The sequence below is a fragment of the Streptomyces sp. NPDC059852 genome, assembly GCF_042731455.1.
Lineage (GTDB): Bacteria > Actinomycetota > Actinomycetes > Streptomycetales > Streptomycetaceae > Streptomyces.
In genome coordinates, this window is sequence record NZ_JBHWJK010000001.1 from 373,402 (window position 1) to 398,988 (window position 25,587).

The 25,587-nt window shown below is 70.8% G+C and carries 30 protein-coding genes; 18 read left to right on the forward strand and 12 right to left on the reverse strand.

Annotated elements, in window-relative coordinates; all coding sequences use genetic code 11:
- Nucleotides 1–216 precede the first annotated feature (216 nt).
- From ACFV46_RS01670 to ACFV46_RS01685, 4 genes are all read left to right on the forward strand, one after another.
- Nucleotides 217–915: a TerB family tellurite resistance protein gene (locus ACFV46_RS01670; RefSeq protein WP_361923809.1), complete on the forward strand. Its 699-nt coding sequence runs from the start codon at nt 217–219 to the stop codon at nt 913–915.
- 75 nt (nt 916–990) lie between these two features.
- Nucleotides 991–1,401, forward strand: coding sequence for a VOC family protein (locus tag ACFV46_RS01675; RefSeq protein WP_361923807.1), 411 nt, complete (start codon nt 991–993; stop codon nt 1,399–1,401).
- A 2-nt stretch (nt 1,402–1,403) separates the two neighbouring features.
- Nucleotides 1,404–3,767: an ATP-binding cassette domain-containing protein gene (locus ACFV46_RS01680; RefSeq protein WP_385496694.1), complete on the forward strand. Its 2,364-nt coding sequence runs from the start codon at nt 1,404–1,406 to the stop codon at nt 3,765–3,767.
- 180 nt (nt 3,768–3,947) lie between these two features.
- Nucleotides 3,948–4,364, forward strand: a complete 417-nt coding sequence (locus ACFV46_RS01685) for a helix-turn-helix transcriptional regulator (RefSeq protein WP_385496760.1) — start codon at nt 3,948–3,950, stop codon at nt 4,362–4,364.
- Between the two features lie 63 nt (nt 4,365–4,427).
- On the opposite strand, the gene ACFV46_RS01690 is transcribed toward ACFV46_RS01685, so the two are convergent.
- Nucleotides 4,428–5,348, reverse strand: a complete 921-nt coding sequence (locus ACFV46_RS01690) for a hypothetical protein (protein ID WP_385496695.1) — start codon at nt 5,346–5,348, stop codon at nt 4,428–4,430.
- Complete coding sequence (locus ACFV46_RS01695) at nt 5,345–5,869, reverse strand: SigE family RNA polymerase sigma factor (RefSeq protein ID WP_385496696.1); 525 nt, start codon at nt 5,867–5,869, stop codon at nt 5,345–5,347. The genes ACFV46_RS01690 and ACFV46_RS01695 overlap by 4 nt, the downstream gene beginning before the upstream one ends.
- 81 nt (nt 5,870–5,950) lie before the next feature.
- Here ACFV46_RS01695 and ACFV46_RS01700 point away from each other — a divergent pair, with 81 nt between their 5' ends.
- Nucleotides 5,951–6,388, forward strand: a complete 438-nt coding sequence (locus ACFV46_RS01700) for a protein-tyrosine phosphatase family protein (RefSeq protein ID WP_385496697.1) — start codon at nt 5,951–5,953, stop codon at nt 6,386–6,388.
- A 7-nt stretch (nt 6,389–6,395) separates the two neighbouring features.
- On the opposite strand, the gene bla is transcribed toward ACFV46_RS01700, so the two are convergent.
- Both bla and ACFV46_RS01710 read right to left on the reverse strand, forming a co-directional pair.
- Nucleotides 6,396–7,322 carry a class A beta-lactamase gene (gene bla, locus ACFV46_RS01705; RefSeq protein WP_385496761.1) on the reverse strand — a complete coding sequence of 309 codons (927 nt, stop codon included), beginning with the start codon at nt 7,320–7,322 and terminating at the stop codon, nt 6,396–6,398.
- A gap of 63 nt (nt 7,323–7,385) precedes the next feature.
- A complete protein-coding gene (locus tag ACFV46_RS01710) occupies nt 7,386–7,919 on the reverse strand; it encodes an N-acetyltransferase (protein WP_361923797.1) in 534 nt (177 codons plus the stop codon).
- Nucleotides 7,920–8,100: 181 nt separating this feature from the next.
- Between ACFV46_RS01710 and ACFV46_RS01715 the strand changes: the two genes are divergently transcribed.
- From ACFV46_RS01715 to ACFV46_RS01740, 6 genes are all read left to right on the forward strand, one after another.
- Nucleotides 8,101–8,898: an SCO2525 family SAM-dependent methyltransferase gene (locus ACFV46_RS01715; protein ID WP_361923795.1), complete on the forward strand. Its 798-nt coding sequence runs from the start codon at nt 8,101–8,103 to the stop codon at nt 8,896–8,898.
- A gap of 72 nt (nt 8,899–8,970) precedes the next feature.
- Nucleotides 8,971–10,821 carry an SCO2524 family protein gene (locus ACFV46_RS01720; protein WP_376726552.1) on the forward strand — a complete coding sequence of 617 codons (1,851 nt, stop codon included), beginning with the start codon at nt 8,971–8,973 and terminating at the stop codon, nt 10,819–10,821.
- A gap of 3 nt (nt 10,822–10,824) precedes the next feature.
- The gene (locus ACFV46_RS01725) at nt 10,825–11,742 is read left to right on the forward strand and encodes an SCO2523 family variant P-loop protein (protein ID WP_151783910.1); all 918 of its coding nucleotides are present in this window, start codon (nt 10,825–10,827) and stop codon (nt 11,740–11,742) included.
- The gene (locus ACFV46_RS01730; RefSeq protein ID WP_361923792.1) at nt 11,739–12,719 is read left to right on the forward strand and encodes an SCO2522 family protein; all 981 of its coding nucleotides are present in this window, start codon (nt 11,739–11,741) and stop codon (nt 12,717–12,719) included. The genes ACFV46_RS01725 and ACFV46_RS01730 overlap by 4 nt, the downstream gene beginning before the upstream one ends.
- 1 nt (nt 12,720) lies before the next feature.
- The gene (locus tag ACFV46_RS01735; RefSeq protein ID WP_385496698.1) at nt 12,721–13,695 is read left to right on the forward strand and encodes an SCO2521 family protein; all 975 of its coding nucleotides are present in this window, start codon (nt 12,721–12,723) and stop codon (nt 13,693–13,695) included.
- Between the two features lie 44 nt (nt 13,696–13,739).
- Nucleotides 13,740–14,675 carry a DUF6879 family protein gene (locus ACFV46_RS01740; protein ID WP_361923788.1) on the forward strand — a complete coding sequence of 312 codons (936 nt, stop codon included), beginning with the start codon at nt 13,740–13,742 and terminating at the stop codon, nt 14,673–14,675.
- Here ACFV46_RS01740 and ACFV46_RS01745 read toward each other — a convergent pair.
- Nucleotides 14,659–14,853 (reverse strand): DUF397 domain-containing protein, encoded by a 195-nt coding sequence (locus tag ACFV46_RS01745; RefSeq protein ID WP_385496700.1) that lies wholly within the window; start codon nt 14,851–14,853, stop codon nt 14,659–14,661. The genes ACFV46_RS01740 and ACFV46_RS01745 overlap by 17 nt on opposite strands.
- Entirely contained in the window at nt 14,835–15,665 is an 831-nt protein-coding gene (locus tag ACFV46_RS01750; protein ID WP_361923785.1) for a helix-turn-helix transcriptional regulator, read from the reverse strand. Before ACFV46_RS01750 ends, ACFV46_RS01745 begins: the two co-directional genes overlap by 19 nt.
- 86 nt (nt 15,666–15,751) lie before the next feature.
- Here ACFV46_RS01750 and ACFV46_RS01755 point away from each other — a divergent pair, with 86 nt between their 5' ends.
- The 4 genes from ACFV46_RS01755 (at nt 15,752) to ACFV46_RS01770 (ending at nt 17,921) form a co-directional block, all read left to right on the forward strand.
- A complete protein-coding gene (locus ACFV46_RS01755) occupies nt 15,752–15,985 on the forward strand; it encodes a hypothetical protein (RefSeq protein WP_376726548.1) in 234 nt (77 codons plus the stop codon).
- Nucleotides 15,982–16,197 (forward strand): hypothetical protein, encoded by a 216-nt coding sequence (locus tag ACFV46_RS01760; RefSeq protein WP_361923783.1) that lies wholly within the window; start codon nt 15,982–15,984, stop codon nt 16,195–16,197. The genes ACFV46_RS01755 and ACFV46_RS01760 overlap by 4 nt, the downstream gene beginning before the upstream one ends.
- A gap of 110 nt (nt 16,198–16,307) precedes the next feature.
- Entirely contained in the window at nt 16,308–17,054 is a 747-nt protein-coding gene (recO, locus tag ACFV46_RS01765; RefSeq protein WP_062669369.1) for a DNA repair protein RecO, read from the forward strand.
- Between the two features lie 27 nt (nt 17,055–17,081).
- On the forward strand, nt 17,082–17,921 hold the full coding sequence (locus ACFV46_RS01770; protein WP_361923779.1) for an isoprenyl transferase: 840 nt from the start codon (nt 17,082–17,084) through the stop codon (nt 17,919–17,921).
- A 69-nt stretch (nt 17,922–17,990) separates the two neighbouring features.
- On the opposite strand, the gene ACFV46_RS01775 is transcribed toward ACFV46_RS01770, so the two are convergent.
- The 5 genes from ACFV46_RS01775 to ACFV46_RS01795 form a co-directional block, all read right to left on the reverse strand.
- Nucleotides 17,991–18,392 carry a hypothetical protein gene (locus tag ACFV46_RS01775; protein WP_361923777.1) on the reverse strand — a complete coding sequence of 134 codons (402 nt, stop codon included), beginning with the start codon at nt 18,390–18,392 and terminating at the stop codon, nt 17,991–17,993.
- A 125-nt stretch (nt 18,393–18,517) separates the two neighbouring features.
- Nucleotides 18,518–18,934 (reverse strand): Fur family transcriptional regulator, encoded by a 417-nt coding sequence (locus ACFV46_RS01780; RefSeq protein ID WP_055620854.1) that lies wholly within the window; start codon nt 18,932–18,934, stop codon nt 18,518–18,520.
- A 60-nt stretch (nt 18,935–18,994) separates the two neighbouring features.
- Nucleotides 18,995–19,897 (reverse strand): metal ABC transporter permease, encoded by a 903-nt coding sequence (locus ACFV46_RS01785; RefSeq protein ID WP_385496701.1) that lies wholly within the window; start codon nt 19,895–19,897, stop codon nt 18,995–18,997.
- Nucleotides 19,897–20,664, reverse strand: coding sequence for a metal ABC transporter ATP-binding protein (locus tag ACFV46_RS01790; RefSeq protein WP_361923773.1), 768 nt, complete (start codon nt 20,662–20,664; stop codon nt 19,897–19,899). The genes ACFV46_RS01785 and ACFV46_RS01790 overlap by 1 nt, the downstream gene beginning before the upstream one ends.
- Nucleotides 20,665–20,684: 20 nt before the next feature.
- Nucleotides 20,685–21,650, reverse strand: coding sequence for a metal ABC transporter substrate-binding protein (locus ACFV46_RS01795; RefSeq protein WP_376726547.1), 966 nt, complete (start codon nt 21,648–21,650; stop codon nt 20,685–20,687).
- Nucleotides 21,651–21,813: 163 nt separating this feature from the next.
- On the opposite strand from ACFV46_RS01795, the gene ACFV46_RS01800 reads away from it, so the two are divergent.
- From ACFV46_RS01800 to ACFV46_RS01810, 3 genes are all read left to right on the forward strand, one after another.
- Entirely contained in the window at nt 21,814–23,196 is a 1,383-nt protein-coding gene (locus tag ACFV46_RS01800) for a glycine--tRNA ligase (protein WP_151783899.1), read from the forward strand.
- 97 nt (nt 23,197–23,293) lie between these two features.
- Nucleotides 23,294–23,959, forward strand: coding sequence for a 1,4-alpha-glucan branching protein (locus ACFV46_RS01805; RefSeq protein WP_361923769.1), 666 nt, complete (start codon nt 23,294–23,296; stop codon nt 23,957–23,959).
- A gap of 7 nt (nt 23,960–23,966) precedes the next feature.
- Nucleotides 23,967–24,479 (forward strand): GNAT family N-acetyltransferase, encoded by a 513-nt coding sequence (locus ACFV46_RS01810; RefSeq protein ID WP_385496702.1) that lies wholly within the window; start codon nt 23,967–23,969, stop codon nt 24,477–24,479.
- Here ACFV46_RS01810 and ACFV46_RS01815 read toward each other — a convergent pair whose 3' ends face one another.
- Complete coding sequence (locus ACFV46_RS01815; RefSeq protein WP_385496703.1) at nt 24,480–25,526, reverse strand: chitinase; 1,047 nt, start codon at nt 25,524–25,526, stop codon at nt 24,480–24,482. It abuts the gene before it with no gap.
- Between the last annotated feature and the right edge of the window lie 61 nt (nt 25,527–25,587).

The following is a 25,587-nucleotide window of genomic DNA, read 5'->3' on the forward strand; positions in this document are numbered from 1 at the left end:
GCACCCCGCCGCCCGCGGCCGGGGGGGGGGGCGTGCCCGGGGCGACCCCCCCAACACCACCACGCCGGCCGCCGGGGGGGGGGCCCACGCCTGTTTCCGGCCAGCACAACGTGCAGGTCACGGAGAGGTCTCGTCCGGGGTACTGACTCCACGTCCAGGATGTGGCTAACATCACGCAAGCGCGGCGATGTTGCCGTGGCGTTACGGAGGTGCGACGTGCTGCCAGGACGGGGACGAGACGGCCGTGCCGCCAGGCTTGCGCGCCTCGTGGGCACCCGCACCGTGTGGACGGCCGCCGGCGACGGCGAGTTCTTCTGCCCGGGGTGCGGGGGCGACCGCAACTACCAGCGGCTGACCGGACACCGCCGCTTCACCCTGCTCGGCGTCCCGGTACTGCCGCGCGGCGAGACCGGCCCCGTCGTCGAGTGCGCCGCCTGCCGCCGCCACTTCGGCACCGACGCCCTGGACCACCCGACCACCACCCGCTTCTCCGCGATGCTCCGCGACGCCGTGCACACCGTCGCCCTCGCGGTGCTGTCGGCGGGCGGCACCAGCGCCCGCCCCGCCCTGGAGACCGCCGCGGCCACCGTGCGCGCGGCCGGCTTCGACGACTGCACCGAGGAACAGCTCAGCGCCCTGGTCGACGCGCTCGCCGCCGACACCGGCCGGGTCCTGTCCGAGCCCTGCGGCCCCGGCCTCGCCATAGAGCTCCACGAGGCCCTGGACCCGCTCGCCCCGCACCTCGCCCCCGCCGGCCGCGAGTCGATCCTCCTCCAGGGCGCCCGCATCGCCCTGGCCGACGGCCCCTACACCCCCGCCGAACGCGACACCCTCGCGACGGTCGGCGCCGCCCTCACCCTGTGCGCGGACGACGTGGCGGGCCTGCTGGCAGCGGCGGCACGGACGCCTTCCTGAGCCCGTGCGGGTGCTCCGGCGACGAGGTCAGGAATCGAGAAGCGCCGCCCCCCGTCCGCCGCTAGCGTGACGGACATGGACATCAGCATTCACGCCAGCTTCATTCCGCACGACGATCCGGAGGCCTCCCTGGCCTTCTACCGTGACGCCCTCGGCTTCGAGGTCCGCAACGACGTCGGGCAGGGCACGATGCGCTGGATCACCGTGGGTCCGCCCGGACAGCCCGACACCTCGCTGCTGCTCGCGCCGCCCGCCGCCGACCCCGGCGTCACCGACGACGAGCGCCGGGTCATCGCCGAGATGATGGCCAAGGGCACCTACGGCTGGCTGCTGCTGGCCACCGCCGACGTCGACGAGACCTTCGAGAAGGTGCAGGCCGCCGGCGCCGAGGTCGTGCAGGAGCCCACCGACCAGCCGTACGGCATCCGCGACTGCGCCTTCCGCGACCCCGCGGGCAACCTCATCCGCATCCAGGCCAGGGGCTGACGATGACCGAGCCGCACATCGCCGACAGCCACGATCTGATCCGTGTGTACGGGGCGCGGGAGAACAACCTGAAGGACGTCAGCATCGAGATCCCGAAGCGCCGGCTGACGGTGTTCACCGGTGTCTCCGGCTCCGGCAAGAGCTCGCTGGTGTTCGACACCATCGCCGCCGAGTCGCAGCGGCTGATCAACGAGACCTACAGCGCGTTCCTCCAGGGCTTCATGCCGAATCTGGCCCGGCCCGAGGTCGACGTCCTCGACGGACTGACCACCGCCATCACCGTCGACCAGCAGCGCATGGGGTCCGACCCGCGCTCCACCGTCGGCACCGCCACCGACGCCAACGCGATGCTGCGCATCCTCTTCAGCCGGCTCGCCGAGCCGCACATCGGGCCGCCCTCCGCCTACTCCTTCAACGTCGCCTCCGTCTCCGCGAGCGGCGGCCTCACCGTCGACCGGGGCGCCGACCGGACGAAGACCGAGAAGGTCACCTTCAGCCGTACCGGCGGCATGTGCACCCACTGCGAGGGCCGGGGCCGGGTCTCCGACATCGACCTCACCCAGCTCTACGACGACTCCAAGTCGCTCGCGGAGGATCCCTTCACCATCCCCACCTACACGGGAGACGGGTGGGTCGTGCGGGTGATCACCGAGTCCGGCTTCTTCGACAAGAACAAGCCGATCCGCGAGTACACCAAGAAGGAACGGCACGACTTCCTCTACCGGGAGCCCACCAAGGTCAAGATCAACGGCGTCAATCTGACGTACGAGGGCCTGATCCCCAAGCTGCAGAAGTCCTTCCTGTCCAAGGACCGCGAGTCGATGCAGCCCCACATCCGCGCCTTCGTGGACCGCGCCGTCACCTTCGCCGTCTGCCCCGAGTGCGACGGCACCCGGCTCAGCGAGCAGGCCCGCTCCTCCACGATCGAGGGGCGGAGCATCGCCGACGCCTGCGCCATGGAGATCCGCGACCTCGCCGAGTGGGTCCGCGGCCTCGACGAGCCGTCGGTCGCGCCCCTGCTCGCCAAGCTCCGGCACACCCTCGACTCGTTCGTGGAGATCGGCCTCGGCTACCTCTCCCTGGACCGGGCCTCGGGCACGCTGTCCGGCGGCGAGGCGCAGCGCACCAAGATGATCCGCCACCTCGGCTCCTCGCTCACCGACGTCACCTACGTCTTCGACGAGCCGACCGTCGGACTGCACCCGCACGACATCGAGCGCATGAACAACCTGCTGCTGCGCCTGCGGGACAAGGGCAACACGGTCCTCGTCGTGGAGCACAAGCCGGAGACCATCGCGATCGCCGACCACGTCGTCGACCTGGGCCCCGGCGCGGGCACGGCCGGCGGCACCGTCTGCTTCGAGGGCACCCTCGAGGGCCTCCGGCAGTCCGACACCGTCACCGGCCGCCACCTGGACGACCGCGCCAAGCTCAAGGACACGGTCCGCACCCCCACCGGCACCCTGGAGATCCGCGGAGCGGACGCCAACAACCTCCAGAACGTCGACGTCGACATCCCGCTCGGTGTGCTGTGCGTCGTCACCGGCGTCGCCGGCTCCGGCAAGTCCTCCCTCGTGCACGGTTCGATCCCGGCGCCCGAGGGCGTCGTCTCCGTCGACCAGACGCCGATCCGCGGCTCGCGCCGCAGCAACCCGGCGACCTACACGGGGCTCCTGGAACCGGTCCGCAAGGCGTTCGCCAAGGCCAACGGCGTCAAGCCGGCCCTGTTCAGCGCCAACTCCGAGGGCGCCTGCCCCACCTGCAACGGCGCCGGAGTCGTCTACACCGACCTGGCGATCATGCAGAGCGTCGCCACCACCTGCGAGGACTGCGGCGGCAGGCGGTTCGACGCCTCGGTGCTGGAGTACCGCCTCGGCGGCCGGGACATCAGCGAGGTGCTCGCGATGTCCGTGACCGAGGCCGAGGAGTACTTCCGCGAGGGCGAGGCCCGCATCCCCGCCGCGCACCGGATCGTCCAGCGGCTGGCGGACGTCGGACTGGGCTACCTCACCCTCGGCCAGCCGCTGACCACCCTGTCCGGCGGTGAGCGCCAGCGCCTCAAGCTGGCCGTGCACATGGCCGACAAGGGCGGCGTCTACGTCCTCGACGAGCCGACGACCGGTCTGCACCTGGCCGACGTCGAGCAGTTGCTCGGCCTGCTGGACCGGCTGGTGGACTCCGGCAAGTCCGTCATCGTCATCGAGCACCACCAGGCCGTCATGGCCCACGCCGACTGGATCATCGACCTCGGGCCCGGCGCCGGTCACGACGGCGGCCGGATCGTCTTCGAGGGCACCCCCGCCGACCTGGTCGCCGCGCGCTCCACCCTCACCGGTGAGCACCTCGCGGCCTACGTGGGCGGCTGAGCGCCGATGTGCCTGACGGGATCACCGGCCATGGCCCTGCTGACGTCCCGCTCCCGCCTGCTGCGGGAGTGGACGTCCCCCAAGGTGCCCGGCCAAGATGTGGGGGTGACGTCCCACCGCTCCACGCCCGACGAACAGCGCCTGCGCACCCTGGTCGCGCTGCGCCGTGTCCGCGACCGGATGGACCGGGAGTACGCGCAGCCGCTCGACGTCGAGGCCCTCGCCCGCGGCGTCCACATGTCGGCCGGCCACCTCAGCCGCGAGTTCCGGGCCGCCTACGGCGAATCGCCCTACGGCTATCTGATGACGCGGCGCAACGAGCGCGCGATGGCCCTGCTGCGCCGCGGCGACCTCAGCGTCACCGAGGTCTGCTTCGAGGTCGGCTGCTCGTCCCTGGGCACCTTCAGCACCCGCTTCACGGAGCTGGTCGGCATGTCGCCGAGCGCCTACCGGCGGCAGGAGACCGGCGCCGCGGCCGGCATCCCGTCCTGTGTGGCCAAGCAGGTGACGCGGCCGATGCGGAACCGGGAGGCGCCGTTCTCCCTGGCCGCCGCCGTCAACGGCACGGCACCGGCGGGCGCCCGCGCCGCCTCGTGACGGCGGGCCGGGAGCGCCCTCCCCGGCGCGGCGCCCCCGGCCCTCCCTCCTTCGCGGGACGTCCTACGGCAGGGAGCCGTCCCAGTACTTGTCGTCGTCGGAGTCGTAGACCAGCTCGCCCCCGGCGTCGTACCCCTTGATGTGCGGTGCCCGCGTGACCTGCTCGTTCAGCACGCCGGACGCGACGAACCGGCCGTCGTCCACGGTGACCTCCGCGCTCGAGTCGCCGTAGGAGACGGTCACCCGGGCCACCGACGGCTTGGCCGTGCCGATCACCGCCCAGCGGAACGGCAGCTTCCAGCGGCCGTGGTCCAGGACCGTCTGCTGGAAGAGCCGGTTGCTGTTGGGGTTCACCAGCACCGCGCCCGCGTCCGGGATGTCGTCGCTCTCGTCGGGGAACCCGGTGATGCCCTGCGTCACCCCGTCCTCGAGCCGGCAGATCAGCGAGGACCGCTCCTCGTCGTCTGCCTGCGCGACCACGAAGACGCCGTCGCCCCCCGTGTTGGAGTCGCCGGTGCTGCGCATCGCCAGCACGATCGCGTACGCGTCCGGCGGGGCGAGACCCGGCCGGCCGGGCCAGTCGCGGGTGAACTCCGAGTCCAGGCAGTTCTCCAGCCCGTCCCTGGCCTGCCGGTAGGTGATCCCGTCGAACAGGGCCGCCGTCGCCCGGTCCGGCTCCGCGCTCGGCGTCGGGGACACCGACGGCGTGGCCGTGCGCGAGGGCGTCGGGGCCGCCGCCGTGCTGCCCTGGGCGCTCCCGGTCCCCAGCCCGTACACCGCGGCGGGCACCGCCGCCAGTGTCGCCAGCGCCGCTCCCGCCACCGCCACCCGGCGCCGCCGCTCCAGCGCGCCCCGCCGCCGGATCTGCGGATAGGGCGCCGCGGACGGCCGGATCGTGTAGGCGTCCTCGGCGAGCAGCTCCCTCAGTTCGCCCTCGAAGTCCCGCTCGTCATCCGTCACTTGCCGCTTCTCGTCGTCGTTCACCGGTTGCCTCCCTGACCGGACGGGGTCCTCCGGGCGAGCCCCGGATACGTACGCAACTTCGCCAGCCCTTTGGACGCCTGGCTCTTGACCGTCCCCACGGAGCAGCCGAGCAGATCGGCGACCTCCGTCTCGGACAGGTCCTCCCAGTACCGCATGACCACCACCGCCCGCTGTCTGGGCGGCAGTTGGGCCAGGGCGCCGAGCAGCGCACCGCGCTCGTCGACCCCCGCGTAGCCCTCGTCGCGTCCCGCGCGTTCCGGCGGGGCGTCGGTCAGCGCCTCGGAGACCCGCCGCTTACGGAACCGGTCGCTGTTGCAGCTGACCAGCATCCGCCGGACGTACGCCTCCGGGCTGTCCGCGCGCGACACCCGCCGCCAGGAGCGGTACGCCTTCGCCAGAGCCGTCTGGGTCAGGTCCTCCGCGTGGTGCGCGTCGCCGGTGAGGAGATACGCGGTCCGCACGAGGTGCGACCATCGCGCTCTGACGAATTCCTGGAACTGGGCCTCTGGTTCGGCCTGCATCAAGCACCCTCCCTCGCCCCACAGACCACCACCGCCCCGGAATCGGTTGCCCGGCGCGCGCCGCCCGGTTCGAATGGGACGGTGGAGACCGAGAAGCAGTGGCACGAGGGCGACCCGGGGGTGCTGAGGCTGCCGTCCGGGCGGCTCGTGCGGGGGCGCGCCCTGCGCCGCCCCCTCGACCCGGCGGCACCGCCGCCCACCTACGGCGTCTATCTGCTGGGCCGCAGGCCGCCCGAGGCGGACTGGGAGATCCACTGGATCCGCTGGCCCGACTTCCGCCTCCCCGCCGACCGGGCCGCGGCCCGCGCGGCGCTCGCGGCGGCCTGGGAACGGGCCCCGGAGGAGCGCGTCGAGATCGCCTGCGGCGGCGGCCGCGGCCGTACGGGGACGGCGCTGGCGTGTCTCGCGGTGCTGGACGGCGTGCCGGCCGGGGAGGCCGTGGGCTTCGTGCGACGGCACTACGACCGGCACGCCGTGGAGACGCCGTGGCAGCGGCGTTACGTGCGGACCTTCAGGTGAGCGACGTTCAGGTGAGCGTGTCCGCCACCAGCCGCGTCGCCTCGGCGATCAGCTCGTGGTCGTACGCCGCGTCCTGCTCGGGCCGGGTCGTCATGACCGCGAGGACGAGCGGGACGCCCGCCTCCGTCCAGGCGATCCCGGCGTCGTTGTTCGCGCCGTAGGAGCCGCCGCCGGTCTTGTCGGCGACCGTCCACGGCGGCGGCAGGGCCGCGCGGAACCGGTTGGCGCTGGTGGTGTTGTGCAGCATCCAGTGCGTGAGCCGGGCCCGGTCGCGGGCGTCGAGGGCGTCGCCGAGGATGAGCCGGGCGTAACTGCGGCCGATCGCGCGCGGGCTGGTGGTGTCGGTGACCCGCCACGGTTCCGCCGAGTTCAGCTCGGTCTCCCAACGGTCGAGCCGGGTCACCCGGTCGCCGATCGAGCGGGCGAAACGGGTCACCGCCGTGGGGCCGCCGATCTGGCGCAGCAGCAGGTTGCCGGCCGTGTTGTCGCTGAACCGGATGGCGGCGTCCGCGAGTTCGGCGACGGTCATGCCGGTCTCCAGGTGCGCCCGGGTGACGTCGGAGTTGGCCACCAGGTCGGCCTCGGTGTAGTGGATCCGCCGGGCCAGCACCTCGCCGTCGTGGTCGAGGTCGCGCAGCACGGCAGCGACGGCGAGCGGCTTGAACAGGGAGCACACCGGGAAGCGTTCGTCGGCGCGGTGGGCCACGGTCCGGCCGGTGCCCACGTTGTGGGCGAACACGCCCAGCCGGGCGCCGTGGCCGCGCTCCAGCTCGCGCAGCCGGGCCCGGACGTCACCGCCGGTCGTGGCGTGGGCCGGCCCGGCGGCCAGGGCGGCGGCCGCGGTGCCCGCCGTGAGGAGCAGGGCGCGGCGGCTGAGGGGGGAGGGTGTGGGGGAGGGAATCGTGCTCTCCTTCGGTCGAGGGACGTCGACGATCTACTGATCATCGACGCCGCCGCCCCGCTCTTGGTTGCGCGCGCCGTTCCTACGGGACAGCCCTTAGCCCGGCCCCATCTCCAGCACCATGATGAGCCGGTCCTCGCCCGGCCCCAGGTAGCCCCGGTGCACGCGGCCGTCCGTGGAGAAGCCCAGGGTGCGGTACAGCGTGATGGCCGCCGCGTTCGTCGGCTCCACGGTCAGCCGCACCTCGTGCACCCGATCCCGGCGCAGTTGCCGCAGCACCTCCAGCATCAGCCGTCTGCCGAGGCCCCGGCCCCGCTGGTCGGCGCTGACGGCGAGGCTGAGGACCCAGCACACATAGCCGTCCGAGGTGGTCACGAACAGCACATAGCCGTGCAGGCACTCCCCGTCGTCCAGGACGAGGATGCGGTCCCCGTGGACGTCGATGTGCTGCCGGAGGACGAAGTACGGGTACGGCTCCTCGGGGAAGACCTCCCGGTCCACGCGCAGCAACTCGGGCAGATCGGCCTCGGTGACGCCCCGCATGGTCAGGGGCCGTTCGGCGCGGTCGGCGAAGAACGCCTGGTCGGTGTGGTGTCCCGAGAAAGGGAAACGTTCCTCCGGTAGCGCCATCAGCCGCCCCCTGTGTGATGGAATGCCGTCACTCGTGCAGGTGAGTACCCGTTGCCCGCCGTTTCGGGTGCTCACCGAGGTCCGCCCCATCTTGAGCAGCGCCGTTCCCGCTGGACAAGACCGCACTGTGCCTATGCCTCAACGCGCTCCCGATGCGCCTCCTTTTGGTACCGTTGGTGGAATGACCCAGAGATCGTCGGGGGGCGTCCAGGTGATGAATGCCGATGTGCCATGGGACGCGGCATTCGACTCGATCGCCTACCTTGATCACAATTACCGCGCCTTACAGGCGGAGGACGCGGAGATCCTGCACATCATCCGGGACCATTTCGGCGACCATTTCCGGAAGCAGGGCGTCGGACCGGTCAGCGGGATCGACGTGGGAGCGGGGGTGAACCTGTACCCGGCCCTGGCGATGCTGCCCTGGTGCGACGAGATCACCCTCTTCGAGCGCTCGGCGTCCAACGTGGACTACCTGACGAGCCAGATCGACGGCTACGACGAGACCTGGGACACCTTCTGGTCCGTCCTCTGCCGCAAGGACTGCTACCGCTCCCTGGACATGGACCCGCGTGAGCGCTTCCGCAAGGTCGTCCACGTCGAGCAGGGCGACATCTTCGACCTCTGGCGGCACGAGGGACGCTGGTCCGTGGGCACCATGTTCTTCGTCGCCGAGTCGATGACCGCCGTGCACGACGAGTTCCGGCTCGGCGTCGAGAGATTCATGCGCGCCCTCGCCCCGGGCGCCCCCTTCGCCACGGCCTTCATGGAACATTCGAAGGGCTATCACGCCGGAGAGCATTTCTTCCCGGCGTGTGACGTGGGAGAATCCGAGGTGCGCGCGAGCCTCGAGGCATTCGCGGGTGACTTCAAGGTCCAACGACTCGAATCCGCGGCAGCCGTACGCGACGGATATTCGGGGATGATCGTCGCCTACGGCTGGCGCGCGAATTCGGATTCGGCCATTCCGGTCGACTGATCGACGAGGCTTCACAACAGCACAGCGGTATTCCTCAAGTGATGGCAGTGCGGCCTGTGTGAGGGGCATGGGATGCAGATCAAGCCACGCCAGCATCTGCTGGACATCTGGCAGGCGATTGCCCGCCACTCTTTCGACGGGGGAGAGTGGCAATGGGGCGACTGGGGCAAGGAGAGCAGCGTCGCCGACGCCGAGCGGCTGCTCTGCCTGCTCTATCCCGCCACCGAGATCCCCGCCTTCCGGCTCGACGACCCCGACACCACACAGGAGGACGTCCAGCAGGTCCTGAAGAAGGCCGGAGGACGCCTGGACATCCCGGCCAACCTCGTGACCGCCGCGGCCGAATTCATGCGGACGCACACCGGTGAGGACAAGAGGCCCACGTTCGCGGGCGGCTACTACTTCGGCTCCGCGGACAAGAAGAAGGAACTCACCGAGGAACAGCGCCAATTGGGCGTGGTCGACTCCTACTCCATGTCGATCACCCTGTGCCTCGCCCTGCTCGGTTTCCTCAAGGTCTACGAGACCAGGACCCGGCGCTCCGACATCAAGGAGACCATCGCCGAACTGCGCTCCGCCACCAGCAACCGCCTCACCGCCGCCATGGTGAGCCTGCTGCGCTCCTTCGTCGTCAACGTCTTCGACACCGACTCCTCCCAGGGCCGCACCCTGACCGAACTCCTCGGCCAGCAGCGGCTGTCGCAGCGCCAGGTGCTGAACAAGTTCCAGACGCGCTTCCGTTCGCTGCGCGCGGCGATCAACGAGAGCGTGTTCCTCGGCATCGACATCCAGGAAGGACTCAAGGACGAGAACCAGCTCTTCGAGTGCGGCTTCTCCTGGACCATGGTCAAGGACGCCCCCGAGGTCGAGACGAGCGAACCCATCGGGCCGCAGCCCGAGGGTGTCGCCAACCCGGTGCCGTACCTGTACTTCACCGTGGTCGCCCTCGACGGTATCCAGGACCTGTTCTCCGACCGCACCCTCACCCTCGGCCTGCTCAACACCGAACAGCAGAGACTGGCCGAGTCGCTGCGCCTGCGGTGGGAGCTGACCCAGCAGTACTGGTCCGGCATCGCCCGCTTCGACGCCGACCGCTGGCCCCTGGAGGACATCCCCTGGCGCACGACCGGACAGAAGCTGGAGTCCGAGTACTTCTCCCTCTCCGTCGCCGCCATCCTCGTGCACGACCTCATGCGTCGCCGGGCCACCGACGACGACCTGACCCGCACCGTCGGCGTCATGGAGCGCCTCGCCGAGCGCGGCCGCATCACCAGCCGCATGGTCCGCGACGACCCGATCGTCCACGAGCTGCACAATGTCGGCGTCGCCCTGCCGCTGCAGGGCAGCGAACGCCTCGGCCCGCCCATGACCTGGGCCATGACCGACTTCTCCGCGCAGCTGCTCAAGCGGACCGTCCAGCTGTGCACCCTCTCCCGCAACCTGGCCTCCCACGACCGGCTGCTCCGCCTCGCCGAGGACGTCTTCGACCACATGTGGCGCCGGCGCATCCGCGACGGCGAGGGCGTCGGCCTGTGGGACAACATCCACGCGGCCTACCCGGAAGCCGAGATCCACCAGCGGCGCGTCCCGGTGTCCTGGAGCATCACCGAGCGGGTCACCGAGGTCATGGTGCAGGCCAACGTCATGTACCGGCAGCCCCCGATCCGCAGCAACGAACTGACCGAACTGGCCCGGGCGCTGCTCAGCGAGTCCGCCCACCTGCTGGGCAACGAGCAGATGGAGCCCGCCCCCGCCGACGCAGGCCGGCACGGCATGCAGCTGCGCAACATCGAGGTCAAGCTGCGCCGCGCCCGCAGCCTCGTCGAGGAGCAGCCCGGCACCGCCTACGCCCTCACCCTCGACGTCCTCGGACAGCTCGACTCGCTCGCCCGCGCCCGCGAGGCCGCGGACCGGGGAGTGTGAGACGTGCTGATCTTCTCCGCCTCCGACAAGGGGGGCACCGGCCGCTCGGTGACGAGCGCCAACCTGGCCTACCACCGCGCCATGGCCGGTGACGACGTCTGCTACCTGGACTTCGACTTCGGCTCGCCGACCGCGGCGGCCGTCTTCGACGTGGCCGACGCCCGCCAGGCCACCGAGGACCACGGTCTGCACGCCTACCTGATAGGAGAGGTCGGCGAACCCGCCCGCATCGACGTCTGGGCCGAGACCGAGCACCAGGTGCTGCGCTTCCCGCCGCCCGGCTCCGGCCGGCTCGTGCTGATGCCCGGCGACGTCAGCGGCGGCGAGTTCGCCACCAGCGAGGACAACCTGCACCGCTGCGTCGACCTCCTGATGAACCTCTCCTACGAGTTCGACCTGGTCATCGTCGACCTCAGCGCCGGCCGCTCCTACGCCGTCGACATGGTCCTGGAGGCCACCGCACAGCCCGAGATGAGCGAGGTCACCGCCCGCTGGCTGGTCTTCCACCGCTGGACCCGCCAGCATGTGGCGGCCGCCGCGAGCCTGGTCTTCGGCAAGCGCGGCATCCTCGCCGGCGGCGTGGAACGCGGACACGGCGAGGAGGAGCTGCGCAACGCCATCCGCTTCGTCCGGGCCGCCGTGCCCGACCCCGAGTCGCCGCTGTGGTCCCAGGTCTCGCCCACCCAGTCGGCGTGGATGCGCAAGACCGACGGCGACCTCAAGCAGCTCGCCTCCACCCACGGCATCGGCTACAGCATGGTCCTCGGGTCCGTGCCGCTCGAACCGGTCCTGCAGTGGCGGGAGCAGCTCATCACCGACGAGGACGTCCTCGACAGCCAGATCGCCAACCAGGAGACCTGGCAGGCCCTCAGCCGCCTCGCCGAACGCCTGACCGACGACAAGTACTGGGAGCCGGCATGAGCGAAGCCGTCTTCCAGGAGACCACCGCCCAGCCGCGCACCCAGTCCGTGCCGCTGGCCCATCTCTCCCTGGAGATCGGCCACCTCTACATGGAGGACTACGAGGCCGGACCCAAGCGGCTGGGCGAGCACTTCGCGGAGGTCCGCGTCTGGGCGGACGCCGTACGGGCCTCGGCGGCCCGGCGCGGCAGGCGCCCCCGCATCAGCACCTGCTTCCTGATCGACGACTACTTCAGCCGTTTCTCCACCCCGGCCGAACTCGTCCCCATGATCCTCAAGGAGGCCGAGAAGGCGGGCCTGGTCATCGACTACCTGGCCCGCGAGTCGGCCTGCGCGGTGGCCGACCGGGTCGAGCTCGCCGAGTCCGTCATGCACCGCCTGGTCGAGTCGCCGCCGCCCGGCAGCCACGGCTCGCGCCCGCCCGTCAGCCGTACCGGCTGGCTGGCCAACGGCGAGCGCAGCCCCTCGACGTCCCGCAGCGCCCTCGGCGCGGTCAAGGGCTGGGAGCCGCCGCAGGAGACGGCCGCCCGCAACCACTCCATCTTCATGGACGTCGAGCTGTGGTCGGAGAAGGACGGCCGGCGTCTGTGGTCCTGCCCCTTCCTGGCCGCCGTGTGGCAGCTCGCCCGTCTCGGCCTGCTGCGGCACCTGGGCGAGCCGGTCCTGGTGCCGACCGGGTGGGAGGGCGCGGACTTCCCGCAGGAGTGGGACCGGCTGCCGCCGGTGGTCAAACTCAGCGACACCACCGCGGCGTTCAGCGCCTACCGCACCTGCAGCCTGATGCCGAACCGCTTCGTCGCCGTGGAGGACGCCGTACGGCTCATCCTCGACCAGATAGACGTCGACGCGGGCGCGCTGCGGCAGGTCGCCGAGCGGTCCGCCGCCGAGGGCGTGCCGGTGCCCGCCGCGGTGGCCCAGCGCGCCACTTACGTCTTCTACGAGGAGCCCGGCGACTCCGCCGAGGCCGAGGAGACCTGAGATGACGGCGGCCCCGGTCCACCCGGCGCGTTCGGTCCTCGCCTGCGGCGAGGTGCGCACCTGTCTGCTGCCGTCGCTCCAGGCCCTCGACATCCGGGCCGCCGCCCAACTGCTCCGGCTCCGCGCCGACGAACCCGTACGGGTCTCCGAGCGGCCCTCCATGCACGCGCTGTCGCCCGAGGTGCTGACCGGCGTGGACTGCCGGCTGCCGTCCTCCAACGGCAGCAAGGTCCGGGGCGTCGGCACGGTCGCCGCCCGCGCGGCGCTGACCGAGGGCCGGCTTCTGCAGACGACCGCCTGGTTCAGCGTGCCGGCCACCGGACCCGACCTGCGCCGGCCCTGGGGTCAGTACCTGGTGCGGCCGGGCCTCGTCGAGCCGTTCGGCAAACTGCCCGAGCAGGCCACCGCGGACGGCGTGCTGCGCGGCGCCGGACGCGGTGAGCTCGACCTCGGGGTGATCGCCGAGGGGCTGCTGGCCCAACTGCGGCGGCACGCGCTGCTCGACCGCCGGGTGCCGTTCAAGTCCAGCCCGACCCGGCTGCGGTGGGTGGCGCGGCGCGAACCGGCGGGGGAGCGGGCCTCGCTGACGAGTTTCACACTCGCCGAGGGGGGACTGCGCACGATGGAACTGCGCCTCCCGGCCGATGTCCCGGCCGCCTCAGCCGCCGGCCTCTGCGAGGATCTCGCCCTGCACGACTGGCTTTTGACGACCGTTCAGCACATGCTGGACAACAGCAGGCTCGGTGCGGCGGGCGGCCCGCCCGTGATCGAGACCCTGCAACCGGTCGTCGTCCACCTGCTGCATCTGTGGATGCCGCGGGCCCACGTGGACCCCGCGCTGGCCCATCTGTGGGACGTACTGGAGGAGCGGCCGGGATTCTCCCGTCAGTGGGAGAACCTGAGCCGGCGTATCAGGGACCGACTGGCCCTGCAGGCCGTGGCGGCGCCGCAGCAGGCGCTCAGCGACGCGCGCTGAGGGGAGTCACCGCAGCACAACCGGAACCCGACGGGGGATGACAGATGAGCGTGACGTCATTAGGGAACGGGAACGGCGGCAGGAACCAGCCGCAGCCGCAGAACCCGGGGCGGCACAAGGTGCTGCTGAGAGTGCTGGTCGCGGGTGTGGTGGGTGCCGTGACCTTCCTCCTGAGCGGTCTGCTGAACCAGGAGGACGACAACCTGTGGGAGTGGACGATGTCCATCTCCCTGGGCTGTGCGGTGCTGATCGTGCAGTACCTGGTGGACTTCGGTGAGCGGTTCGAGAAGGTCGACCAGGGCTTCGCCGAGATCCTCTCCGCCACCGAACTGTTCAGCCAGGTCGACGGATCGGTGCTGCGCTCGGAGGAGGTGAGCCGGCTCGTCCTCGGCTACACCCGGGTCCGCGAACGCGGCGGCGACATCATGCAGGCCTTCGCCGAGAAGGAACTCGGGCGCCTGGCCCGGATGATGGAGGGGCTGGGCAGCGGCACCGCGGACTGCCCCGGCGAGAACCACGAGTGGCTGATCGACCTCACCGACTGCACCAAGATGACCCTGGACGCCACCAGCACCTCCGTGGACCGGGAGTTCTGGTACAGCGGGCCGGCCGAGCGGTATCTCGCGGCGCAGGAGAAGGCGATCCGCCGGCGGGGCGTGGAGATCCGCCGCCTGTTCATCGTCCGCACCGAGGACGAGGTCACCCCGGAACTGCGGGCGCTGTGCGACGACCACCGCAGGCGGGGCATCGACGCGCGGATCGCGGTGCGGTCGCTGATGGAGTCCAACCCGAGGGTGAGCGACTTCATCGTCTTCGACGGCGAACTGTGCCACGAGACCAAGCCGGACCAGGAGAACAACCCGGACAGCACCCTGCTGAGCGCCGATCCGGACCACATCGAGGACCACGTCACGCAGTTCACGGACCTGTGGGCCGAGGCGGAGCGGCAGCAGACGCCGCGGGTCACCTCAGAGACGTGAGGAACCCTTCCCAGGCGTGAGCGGGGAACAGCAGCACGGGGCCGTCCGAGGCGAGCTTGGAGTCCCGGACGGGAACGGTGCCGGGGATGCCGCGGGCCATTTCGAGGCAGTTGCCTCCGTCGCCGTTGCTATAAGTGCTCCGGTGCCAGCGAGCGCCGCTCAGGTCGTCCGTGTGCATCGTCTGAAGTCCTCAGCTGCCGACTCGATCAGGGCCAGGGACGCGTCCGGAGACAGCGCGGCGCCCCTGAGCAGATCGTAGGCGCGGCTCGCACGCTTCACCACCGCCGGGTCGTCCAGGACGCTGCCCGAAAAGGACGTCTCCGTATAGGCAGTTGGCGGTGCGTCGTCGAACTCCATGAGGCGCAGCGAGCCGTTGTTCGCGACCGCTCCCGCTGCGAAGGGAAGCACCTGGAGCAGCACCTTGCGGCCGCGCGCGGCCGCCGCCAGATGCTCCAGCGCCCGCGCTGCGACGTCCGGGCCGCCGACCGGCACGCGCAGCACCGTCTCGTGCACGATCGCGCAGTACTCCGGCCGTGCGGCGTCCTCCAGGATCGCCGACCGCTCGGCGCGCGCCGCGACCCGCTCCTCGACGAGATCGTCGGTCGCGAACGGCTGCGTCGCCACCACGAGCGCCCTCGTGTACGCCGGTGTCTGGAGGAGCCCCGGAACGACGGAGGGCTCCCAGTCGCAGATCCTCGTCGCCAGCCTCTCCAGCTCCGCCGTCTTCGCGAAGTAATCCGCGTACCGCCGGTCCCTGATGAGCTTCTGCCAGAGACGCTCGAAAATACCGTCGGTTTGCAGGGCGTCGTCAATCCTCTGAGCGATATCGGGCTGAGGCTTTCGAATCGCCTGTTCGAACTGGCCGATGTATCCGCCCGACACGAAAACCCGGGCCCCCAGTTCCGACTGCGTAATACCGGCGTTCTCCCGGCGCCTCTTCAGCTCCGCCCCGAAGAACTCCCACGCCGCCTGACGTGAACCGTTGGCCATGGCAACCCCCCTGCCCTGCGGTGCACTTGTAGTGCACGGACTCCCGCCGAGTGTAGGCGCCACGCGTCACTATGGACCCGGGATGCGTGAAATCCGAATTCGAGGGGAGCAAGGTGACGGAACGGCACTCGGCGCACTGCGTCGAAGAAGCGGAGGAAGTGGTGAAGGAATTGCGGGCCGCGCTGGAGAAGGCAGGAATTACGCTCCCGACACTCCGGATCGATCCGGCGAGTCTCGCGCGTGAGGCGCCGTGCCCGCTCGTCGAATTGGGCCGCTGCCCGGTGGACACCGCGCGGCGCCTCGCGGCGGTGCTGCGGTGAAGCCGTCCATCGGGTCGTATGTCTATGACACTCTTTCGGGTCGAATCGGCGTGGTGATGGGCCACGAGGGCCCGTACGTGCAGCTGCGGCCGCACGGCGGCGGCAGGGAGTGGGACGCCGACCCGGTGTCGGTGCGCCCCGCCACCCCTGCGGAGCGGCTGCGCGTGGCGACGGCGTACGCGAACGCCCGCAGCAGGGGCGAGGTCCCCTGAGGGGGCGCCTCCGGCACTCAGCGCCACCGCCCCGGCACCGTCCGCACCGGCGGGGCGCTGGGTGCCCCCGACCGCACCCGCCGGTCACCCGCGTACGCGACAATGAGGGCATGAGTCTGTTCCGCGACGACGGCATCGTGCTGCGCACCCAGAAGCTGGGTGAGGCGGACCGGATCATCACCCTGCTCACGCGCGGGCACGGACGGGTGCGGGCCGTGGCCCGCGGGGTCCGGCGCACCAAGTCGAAGTTCGGGGCGCGGCTCGAACCGTTCTCCCATGTCGACGTGCAGTTCTTCGCGCGGGGGAGCGAGCTGATCGGGCGCGGGCTGCCGCTGTGCACGCAGAGCGAGACCATCGCCCCCTACGGCGGCGGCATCGTCACGGACTACGCCCGCTACACCGCCGGGACGGCCATGCTGGAGACCGCCGAGCGGTTCACCGACCACGAGGGCGAGCCGGCCGTCCAGCAGTACCTGCTCCTGGTCGGGGCGCTGCGCACCCTCGCGCGCGGCGAGCACGAACCGCACCTCGTGCTCGACGCCTTCCTGCTGCGCTCCCTCGCCGTCAACGGGTACGCCCCGAGCTTCGGGGACTGTGCCAAATGCGGCATGCCGGGACCGAACCGCTTCTTCTCCGTGGCCTCGGGGGGCTCGGTCTGTGTCGACTGCCGGGTGCCCGGTAGCGTCGTACCGTCGCCGCAGACCCTGGACCTGCTGGGCGCGCTGCTCACCGGTGACTGGGAGACCGCGGACGCCTGTGAGCCGCGGTACGTCCGGGAGGGCAGCGGGCTGGTGTCCGCCTATCTGCACTGGCACCTGGAGCGCGGGCTGCGCTCGCTCCGGTACGTCGAGAAGTAGAAGAAGCCAAAGGGAGACGAGAAACACATGGCCGTGAGTGGGTTCCTGGGGCGCCGGCGCCGTGAGTACAGGACGCCGGAGCCGCACCCGTCCGGTGCCCGCCCGCCCAAGCTGCCGGGCGAGCTGGTCCCGAACCATGTGGCGATCGTCATGGACGGCAACGGTCGCTGGGCCAAGGAGCGGGGCCTGCCGCGCACCGAGGGCCACAAGGTGGGCGCGGAGCGCGTGCTGGACGTCCTGCAGGGCGCCATCGAGATGGGTGTCGGCGCGATCTCGCTGTACGCCTTCTCCACCGAGAACTGGAAGCGCTCGCCGGACGAGGTGCGCTTCCTCATGAACTTCAACCGGGACTTCATCCGCAAGACCCGCGACCAGCTCGACGAGCTGGGCGTGCGGGTGCGGTGGGTGGGCCGGATGCCCAAGCTGTGGAAGTCGGTCGCCCGGGAGCTGGAGATCTCCCAGGAGCAGACCAAGGACAACGACAGGCTGACCCTGTACTTCTGCATGAACTACGGCGGGCGCGCCGAGATCGCGGACGCCGCGCAGGCGCTCGCCGAGGACGTGCGGGCCGGACGGCTCGACCCGTCCAAGGTCACCGAGAAGACCTTCGCGAGGTACCTGTACTACCCGGACATGCCGGACGTGGACCTGTTCCTGCGGCCCAGCGGCGAGCAGCGCACCTCCAACTACCTGCTGTGGCAGAGCGCGTACGCCGAGATGGTCTTCCAGGACGTGCTGTGGCCGGACTTCGACCGGCGTGACCTGTGGCGTGCCTGCCTGGAGTTCGCCTCGCGCGACCGCCGCTTCGGCGGCGCCATCCCGAATGAGGAACTGCTGGCCATGGAGGGCCGCCCCGAGGAGGCCTGACCTGCCCCGGCACACGGGAACGGCCCCGTCCCACCGAGGTGGGACGGGGCCGTTCGCGGTTCCGTGGACCTAGTGGTCGTTGAGGAACGTGTAGTCCTTGCACTCGCCGTCGGGCGCCCGGCAGAACTTGAAGCCGATGCGGGTGTTCTCCGGCAGGTCGAACTTGCCGCCCATGCTGGCCTTGCGGGTGGCGGTGTTGCCCTCGCCGCCGACGGTGAACGAGTAGCGCGGATTGCCGCTCGGGCTGCCGATGTACACGTTCATCGTCACACCGCGGCCGTCGGCGTCGTTGTCCTTGATCGTGACGACGTCACCGTACTCGTTGAAGAAGCCGGTGCCGCTCCAGTCGACACCCGGCACGTTCCCCCAGGCATCCCCCGTGTGCATGGTGTGGTCCGCGGCCACCGCCGAATTGGCGACGGCCAGCACCAGGGCGGCGCTCGCGGCGGTCACACCAGCGATACGTCCCATTCTCAAGTTGTACTCCCCTGTTTCCTGTGTGGCTCCTGTGGTCGCAGAAGCCATGACGATCATACAAACACATGATCGGAAACAGGTCACTTGGATATGTGATCCGGACAACTGTCCGGCAGGGGTCAGCAGTTGGCGGACGCGCAGTCCGCGCAGGTGCCGAAGATCTCCACCGTATGCGCCACGTTCACATAGCCGTGCTCGGCGGCGATGGCGTCCGCCCACTTCTCCACGGCCGGACCCTCGACCTCGACGGCCTTGCCGCAGACCCGGCAGACGAGGTGGTGGTGGTGCTCACCGCTGGAGCAGCGGCGGTAGACGGACTCGCCCTCGGAGGTGCGCAGGACGTCGACCTCGCCGGCCTCGGCGAGGGACTGCAGGGTGCGGTAGACGGTGGTGAGCCCGACCGAGTCGCCCTTGTGCTTGAGCATGTCGTGCAGATCCTGGGCGCTGCGGAACTCGTCGACCTCGTCGAGGGCTGCCGCCACGGCGGCGCGCTGCCGGGTGGCTCGGCCCTTCACGGGCGGTCCTGCCGTCGTCACCGTTGCCTCCTCACGTCTGCGCCTTGCCCGCGCCATTGTGCCAGCCTGACCTGTGCCCGGTCAGACGCCGACCCTGCCCGCGCTGTCCCCGCTGTCCGGAACCGCGCACTCCACAGGGTCCCCGGCCGGCTGCGCCGCCGCCAGGGCCCGAGCGCGTCGCCGGGCCAGCGGGGTCGCCAGCGCGGTCAGCACGATGAACGCGCCGATGGTCAGCAGCACGATCGTCGCGCCGGGCGGGACGTCCTGGTAGTACGAGGTGACCGTGCCCCCGATCGTCACGGTCACACCGATCGCCACGGCGATCGCGAAGGTCGCCGCGAAACTGCGGGACAGCTGCTGGGCGGCCGCCACCGGCACCACCATCAGCGCGCTCACCAGCAGCAGCCCGACCACCCGCATCGCGACCGTCACCGTCACGGCCGCCGTGACCGCCGTCAGCAGGTTCAGCGCCCGCACCGGCAGGCCCGTGACCCGCGCGAACTCCTCGTCCTGGCTGACCGCGAACAGCTGGCGGCGCAGCAGCAGCGTGATGAGGACCACGAACGCCGCGAGGATGCAGATCGCCGTCACATCCGACTCCGACACCGTGGACAGCGACCCGAACAGGAACGAGAGCAGGTTGGCGTTGGCCCCGCCGGGCGCGAGGTTGATCAGCAGCACGCCGCCGGCCATGCCGCCGTAGAAGAGCATCGCCAGGGCGATGTCGCCGCGGGTCTTGCCGTACCAGCGGATCAGCTCCATGAGCACCGCGCCGAACACCGAGACCAGGGTGGCGGTCCACACCGGCGACCAGGACAGCAGGAAGCCGAGGCCGACGCCGGTCATGGCGACGTGGCCGATGCCGTCGCCCATCAGCGCCTGGCGGCGCTGCACGAGGTAGATGCCGATCGCCGGCGCGGTGATGCCCACGAGGATCGCGGCGAGCAGCGCCCGCTGCATGAAGTCGTAGTTCAGGAATTCCATCAGCTCAGCAGTCCCGTCCGGATCGGTTCGGCGTCGTGAGCCGCGTGCGGGTGTACGTGGTCGTGGCCGGGCAGCGCGTGCTGGCCGACCGCCTTCGGGGGCGGGCCGTCGTGCAGGACACAGCCGTCGCGCAGGACGACGGCCCGGTCGATCAAGGGCTCCAGCGGGCCCAGTTCGTGCAGCACGAGCAGGACCGTGGCGCCGGCCGCGACCTGCTCGCGCAGGGTGTGCGCGAGGACCTCCTGGCTGGCCAGGTCGACGCCCGCCATCGGCTCGTCCATGATCAGCAGTTCCGGCTCGGCGGCCAGGGCGCGGGCGATGAGCACCCGCTGGTGCTGGCCGCCGGACAGCGCGTCGACCGAGTCCTTGGCGCGGTCCGCCATGCCGACGAGCTCCAGGGCGTTCCGGACGGCGGCGCGGTCGGCCTTGCGGAACAGGCCGAAGCGGGTGCGCGAGAGCCGGCCCGAGGAGACGATCTCGGCGACCGTGGCGGGGACGCCGCCCGCGGCCGTCGTGCGCTGCGGGACGTAGCCGACCCGCGCCCAGTCGCGGAAGCGGGCCCGGGGGGTGCCGAACAGCTCGATCTCGCCGGCGCTCACCGGCACCTGGCCGATGACGGTGCGCACGGCCGTCGACTTGCCGGAGCCGTTGGCGCCGAGCAGGGCGACGACCTCGCCGCGGCGCACGCCGAGGTCGATGCCGCGCAGGACCGGGCGCGAGCCCAGCTCGGCGCGGACGCCGCGCAGCGAAATGACGGACTCGCTCATGCCGTCCTCCAGAGAGTGGGTCATCGGGCGCCCAGCGCCGTCTTCAGGGCCGTGAGGTTGGCCTCCATGACCGCGAAGTAGTCGTCGCCCCTGGACTTGCCGGTGATGCCCTCGAGCGGGTCGAGGACGTCCGTCCTGAGTCCCGCGTCGCGGGCGAGGGTCTTCGCGGTCTTGCCGGACACCAGGGTCTCGTAGAACACGGTGGTCACCCCGTCCGCCCGGGCCTCGTCGCGCAGTTCCTTGATCCGGGCCGGGCTCGGCTCGCTCTCCGGGTCGACGCCGGAGATGGCCTCCTGGGTCAGGCCGTAGCGCTCGGCGAAGTAGCCGAAGGAGGCGTGGTTGGTGAAGAAGACCTTGGTCTTCGTGTTCTTCAGGCCCTCGCGGAACTCGGTGTCCAGCGCGTGCAGCCGGTCGACCAGCGCGTCGGTGTTCTTCCGGTAGTCGGCCGCGTGCTCCGGGTCCGCCTTCGCGAACGCGGTCCCCACACCCTCGGCGACCTCCGCGTACTTCACGGGGTCGAGCCAGACGTGCGGGTCGAGGCTGTGCGCGTCCTCCTCGGAGTGCTCCTCCCCGGAGTGCTCCTCGCCGCCGTGGTCGTGCTCGACGTCGCCGTGGTCCTCCAGCTTCGTGAGGTGCGCGGCGTCGATCTTCGTCTTCAGGTCCGCCTGTTCGATGGCCTCGTCGACGGACGGCTGGAGTCCGCTGAGGAACAGCGCCGCGTCGGACTCCTCCAGCTCGGCCCGCTGGTGGAGGCTGAGCTCCAGCTCGTGCGGCTCCTGGCCGGGTTCGGTGAGCGTGGTGACGTGCACATGGTCCCCGCCGATCCGCTCCGCGAGGAACTGCATCGGATAGAACGACGTGACGACATCGAACTTTCCGCCGCCGGCGGCGGCGCTGTCCGTCGAGCAGGCGGACAGGGAGCCGATCCCGAGGACGGCGACGGCCGCGAGGGCGGCCCCGGATATGTGAGGTCGTCGTACGTTCATGACACTCATTTTCAACTGCACTGGAAACCATTGTCAACAAGCGTGTTCAGGCGTCCACGGAGCGCTACCGATTTGATTGGAGGGCAGGCCCCGCCGGTACCCTGAAGCATTCGCTGTAGAAGCGCCTCGCTTCGTCGCCCGTCGTCGTAATGAAGAGAGCACCGTGGCCGCCGACAAGATCGACACCATCGTCAGCCTGAGCAAGCGCCGTGGCTTCGTATTCCCCAGTAGTGAGATCTACGGCGGCACGAAGGCCGCCTGGGACTACGGACCGCTGGGTGTCGAGCTCAAGGAGAACCTCAAGCGCCAGTGGTGGCGTTACATGGTGACCTCGCGCGAGGACGTCGTCGGTATCGACTCGTCCGTGATCCTCGCGCCCGAGGTGTGGGTCGCCTCCGGTCACGTCGCCACCTTCACGGACCCGCTGACCGAGTGCACCTCCTGCCACAAGCGGTTCCGCGCGGACCACCTGGAGGAGGCGTACGAGGCCAAGAAGGGTCACGCCCCCGAGCACGGCCTCGCCGACATCAACTGCCCGAACTGCGGCAACAAGGGCCAGTTCACCGAGCCCAAGCAGTTCTCGGGTCTGCTGTCGACGCACCTCGGCCCCACCCAGGACTCCGGCTCCGTCGCCTACCTGCGTCCCGAGACCGCCCAGGGCATCTTCACCAACTTCGCCCAGGTGCAGACCACCTCGCGCCGCAAGCCGCCGTTCGGCATCGCCCAGATGGGCAAGTCCTTCCGCAACGAGATCACGCCCGGCAACTTCATCTTCCGCACCCGCGAGTTCGAGCAGATGGAGATGGAGTTCTTCGTCAAGCCGGGCGAGGACGAGAAGTGGCAGGAGTACTGGATGGAGCAGCGCTGGAACTGGTACACCGGTCTCGGCCTGCGCGAGGAGAACATGCGGTGGTACGAGCACCCGAAGGAGAAGCTCTCCCACTACTCCAAGCGCACCGCTGACATCGAGTACCGCTTCCAGTTCGGCGGCAACGAGTGGGGCGAGCTGGAAGGTGTGGCCAACCGCACCGACTACGACCTCTCCGCCCACGCCAAGGCCTCCGGCCAGGACCTCTCCTACTTCGACCAGGAGGCCGGCGAGCGCTGGACGCCGTACGTCATCGAGCCCGCGGCCGGTGTCGGCCGCGCGATGCTGGCGTTCCTCCTCGACGCCTACATCGAGGACGAGGCGCCCAACGCCAAGGGCAAGATGGAGAAGCGGACCGTGCTGCGGCTCGACCCGCGCCTCGCGCCGGTGAAGGTGGCCGTGCTGCCGCTCTCCCGCAACGCCGACCTGTCCCCGAAGGCCAAGGGCCTCGCCCAGGCGCTGCGCCAGAACTGGAACATCGAGTTCGACGACGCCGGCGCCATCGGCCGCCGCTACCGCCGCCAGGACGAGATCGGCACGCCCTTCTGCGTCACCGTCGACTTCGACACGCTGGAGGACAACGCGGTCACCGTCCGCGAGCGCGACTCCATGAAGCAGGAGCGCGTCTCCCTCGACCAGATCGAGGGCTACCTGGCGAGCCGCCTGATCGGCGCCTGACCGCCCGGAAGACCGTCATGGGGTCCCCGTCGTCCGTCCTGGGCGGCGGGGACCCCGCGTCGTATCCCGCCCCCGCCCGTCCGTGAGAATCTGCGGCATGGCCATCATCCACCGCACCACCCTCACGCCGACGAAACTGGAACTGCTCGCCGCCTGGCTGCCCTCGCGCCCCTGGTACGCCGGTTCCGGCGAGCCCCGGCCGGAGAAGGCCGGCGGCTTCCGGCTGGACGACCCCGAGGGCGAGGTCGGCGTCGAGTTCATGGTGATCACCGACGCGTCGGCCCCCGGAGCGGCCGGGTACCTCGTCCCGATGACGTACCGCGGCGCCCCCCTCGACGGGGCCGAACACGCCCTCATCGGGACCAGTGAGCACGGCGTCCTGGGCCGGCGCTGGGTGTACGACGGCTGCCACGACCCGGTGCTGGTCGCCGAGTTGCTCGCCCTGATCGACGGGCGGGCCGAGGCGCAGGCGCAGAGCGTCTCCGACGCCGTCGACCGGGACGTCACCCGCTCCCGCACCGGCCCCGCGCTCAAGGGCGGGCAGTCCGGCCTCCCGGTCGCCGAGGACTCCGCACACGGCACCCGCGTCGCCACGGCCGACGGCTCGCTCCTGCTGCACCGCGTGCTGAGCCCGGCCCTCCAGGGCGCCCCGGAGCTGCCCGACGGCGCCCTCGGGCACGTCGGCGGCGTCTGGAGCCTGCCGGACGGCACCCGCGCCCACGGCCTCTTCGTCACCCTGCACCCCGGAACGGGCCAGGACTGAGGGCCGTATGGAGACGCCCCTCTCCGACGGGACGGTCACCCTGTCCCCGCTCGGTCCGGACGACGGCCCGGCCCATCTCGCGGGCGAGGACGAGCAGTTGATCCGCTGGCTCAGCGGAGGCCCCGGCACCCCCGAGGGCGTCGCGGCGTATCTGCGGCACTGCACCGCGCAGTGGGCCGAGGGCGGCTCCCTGCGGGCCTTCGGCATCCGCGTGGACGGCGGCCGGACGCTCGCGGGGACGATCGACCTGCGCTTCGCGGCGGAGGGTCTCACGCGGGGCCAGGTGAACGTCGCGTACGGCCTCTACCCGGCCTGGCGCGGGCGGGGTCTCGCCACCCGGGCCGTCCACCTGGTCTGCCGGTACGCGGCCGCCGAGGGCGCGCGGGCGGTCGTCATCCAGGTCGAGCCGGGCAACGCGGCGTCCGTCGCCGTGGCCCGCCGGGCGGGGTTCACACCCGGCGGGCAGCGGTTCGCGGACGACGGGACGCTCTTCGACCGGTACATCAGGGAACTGCCGTGATCAACGGCCCTGCAGCGCCTTGACGTTGTCGCCGAAGGCCCAGTTCCTCGAGCCGTCCCAGTTGAGCGACCAGGTCATCAGGCCCTTGAGGGCGCCGCCGTAGTGCCGCCAGGCCTCGCCGACCTGGGCCGGCGTCAGGTGCCCGCCGCCCGCGCCCGGCTGCGCGGGCAGACCCGGCACCTGCTTGCCGTAGGGGACCCTGATCGTGGTGCCCTGCACCACAAGGCCCTTGTCGAGACAGTCGGTCTGGGCGACGAAGCCCTGGACGGTGCCGGCCTGGTAGGAGTCGCCGGAGCAGCCGTACATGCTGCCGTTGTAGTACTGCATGTTCAGCCACCACAGGCGCCCGTTGTCGGCGTACTTCTTGATGACCGGCAGATAGGCGCCCCAGATGGAGCCGTAGACGACGCTGCCGCCCGTGACGTACGCCGTCTCCGGGGCCATCGTCAGGCCGAAGCCGGACGGCATCCGGGCCAGGATGCCGTCGATGATCCGGATGAGGTTGGCCTGCGACGCGGACAGCTGCCCGATGTTCCCGCTGCCGGTCAGGCCCGTCTCGATGTCGATGTCGATGCCGTCGAAGTTGTACCGCTTCAGGATCGGGACGATCGTGTCGACGAACCGGTCCGCCACCGCCGTCGAGTTGAGGTCGATGCCGGCGGTGGCACCGCCGATCGACATCAGGATCGTCGCGCCGGCCGCCTTCGCCGCGCACATCTCCGCGGGGGTCGCCACCTTCACCCCGCTGTCCATGCCGTCCTCCCACAGCGCCGTGCCGTCGGAGCGGATGACCGGGAACGCCGCGTTGATCACGTTGTAGCCGTGCTGCGCGATACGGGAGTCGGTGATCGGGGTCCAGCCGAAAGGCGGGTGGACCCCGTTGGCGGCGCCGTCCCAGTTCTCCCAGTAGCCCTGGAGCACCTTGCCGGCCGGTTTCGGCTTCACGGCGCAGGTGTCGGCGGCGGACGCGGGGGCGGCGACGGGGAGTTGGGCGAGAGCGGCCGTCGTCAGCGCGACGGCGAGCACGCGCAGGGCGCGGCGGAGCATACGGGCCTCCCGGTGGGGGGTGCGGTGAGGTGTCGTAGGCATGACAGTGCTCGTGGTCCAG

What these genes read in the sequence shown, in the direction of transcription:
- ACFV46_RS01675 (WP_361923807.1), top strand. Translation starts at nt 991, where the DNA reads ATGGACATCAGCATTCACGCCAGCTTCATTCCGCACGACGATCCGGAG.
- ACFV46_RS01680 (WP_385496694.1), top strand. Translation starts at nt 1,404, where the DNA reads ATGACCGAGCCGCACATCGCCGACAGCCACGATCTGATCCGTGTGTAC.
- ACFV46_RS01685 (WP_385496760.1), top strand. Translation starts at nt 3,948, where the DNA reads ATGGACCGGGAGTACGCGCAGCCGCTCGACGTCGAGGCCCTCGCCCGC.
- ACFV46_RS01695 (WP_385496696.1), bottom strand. Translation starts at nt 5,869, where the DNA reads ATGCAGGCCGAACCAGAGGCCCAGTTCCAGGAATTCGTCAGAGCGCGA.
- ACFV46_RS01710 (WP_361923797.1), bottom strand. Translation starts at nt 7,919, where the DNA reads ATGGCGCTACCGGAGGAACGTTTCCCTTTCTCGGGACACCACACCGAC.
- ACFV46_RS01715 (WP_361923795.1), top strand. Translation starts at nt 8,101, where the DNA reads ATGACCCAGAGATCGTCGGGGGGCGTCCAGGTGATGAATGCCGATGTG.
- ACFV46_RS01720 (WP_376726552.1), top strand. Translation starts at nt 8,971, where the DNA reads ATGCAGATCAAGCCACGCCAGCATCTGCTGGACATCTGGCAGGCGATT.
- ACFV46_RS01730 (WP_361923792.1), top strand. Translation starts at nt 11,739, where the DNA reads ATGAGCGAAGCCGTCTTCCAGGAGACCACCGCCCAGCCGCGCACCCAG.
- ACFV46_RS01735 (WP_385496698.1), top strand. Translation starts at nt 12,721, where the DNA reads ATGACGGCGGCCCCGGTCCACCCGGCGCGTTCGGTCCTCGCCTGCGGC.
- ACFV46_RS01740 (WP_361923788.1), top strand. Translation starts at nt 13,740, where the DNA reads ATGAGCGTGACGTCATTAGGGAACGGGAACGGCGGCAGGAACCAGCCG.
- ACFV46_RS01745 (WP_385496700.1), bottom strand. Translation starts at nt 14,853, where the DNA reads ATGCACACGGACGACCTGAGCGGCGCTCGCTGGCACCGGAGCACTTAT.
- ACFV46_RS01750 (WP_361923785.1), bottom strand. Translation starts at nt 15,665, where the DNA reads ATGGCCAACGGTTCACGTCAGGCGGCGTGGGAGTTCTTCGGGGCGGAG.
- recO (WP_062669369.1), top strand. Translation starts at nt 16,308, where the DNA reads ATGAGTCTGTTCCGCGACGACGGCATCGTGCTGCGCACCCAGAAGCTG.
- ACFV46_RS01770 (WP_361923779.1), top strand. Translation starts at nt 17,082, where the DNA reads ATGGCCGTGAGTGGGTTCCTGGGGCGCCGGCGCCGTGAGTACAGGACG.
- ACFV46_RS01775 (WP_361923777.1), bottom strand. Translation starts at nt 18,392, where the DNA reads ATGGGACGTATCGCTGGTGTGACCGCCGCGAGCGCCGCCCTGGTGCTG.
- ACFV46_RS01785 (WP_385496701.1), bottom strand. Translation starts at nt 19,897, where the DNA reads ATGGAATTCCTGAACTACGACTTCATGCAGCGGGCGCTGCTCGCCGCG.
- ACFV46_RS01790 (WP_361923773.1), bottom strand. Translation starts at nt 20,664, where the DNA reads ATGAGCGAGTCCGTCATTTCGCTGCGCGGCGTCCGCGCCGAGCTGGGC.
- ACFV46_RS01795 (WP_376726547.1), bottom strand. Translation starts at nt 21,650, where the DNA reads ATGAACGTACGACGACCTCACATATCCGGGGCCGCCCTCGCGGCCGTC.
- ACFV46_RS01805 (WP_361923769.1), top strand. Translation starts at nt 23,294, where the DNA reads ATGGCCATCATCCACCGCACCACCCTCACGCCGACGAAACTGGAACTG.
- ACFV46_RS01810 (WP_385496702.1), top strand. Translation starts at nt 23,967, where the DNA reads ATGGAGACGCCCCTCTCCGACGGGACGGTCACCCTGTCCCCGCTCGGT.
- ACFV46_RS01815 (WP_385496703.1), bottom strand. Translation starts at nt 25,526, where the DNA reads ATGCTCCGCCGCGCCCTGCGCGTGCTCGCCGTCGCGCTGACGACGGCC.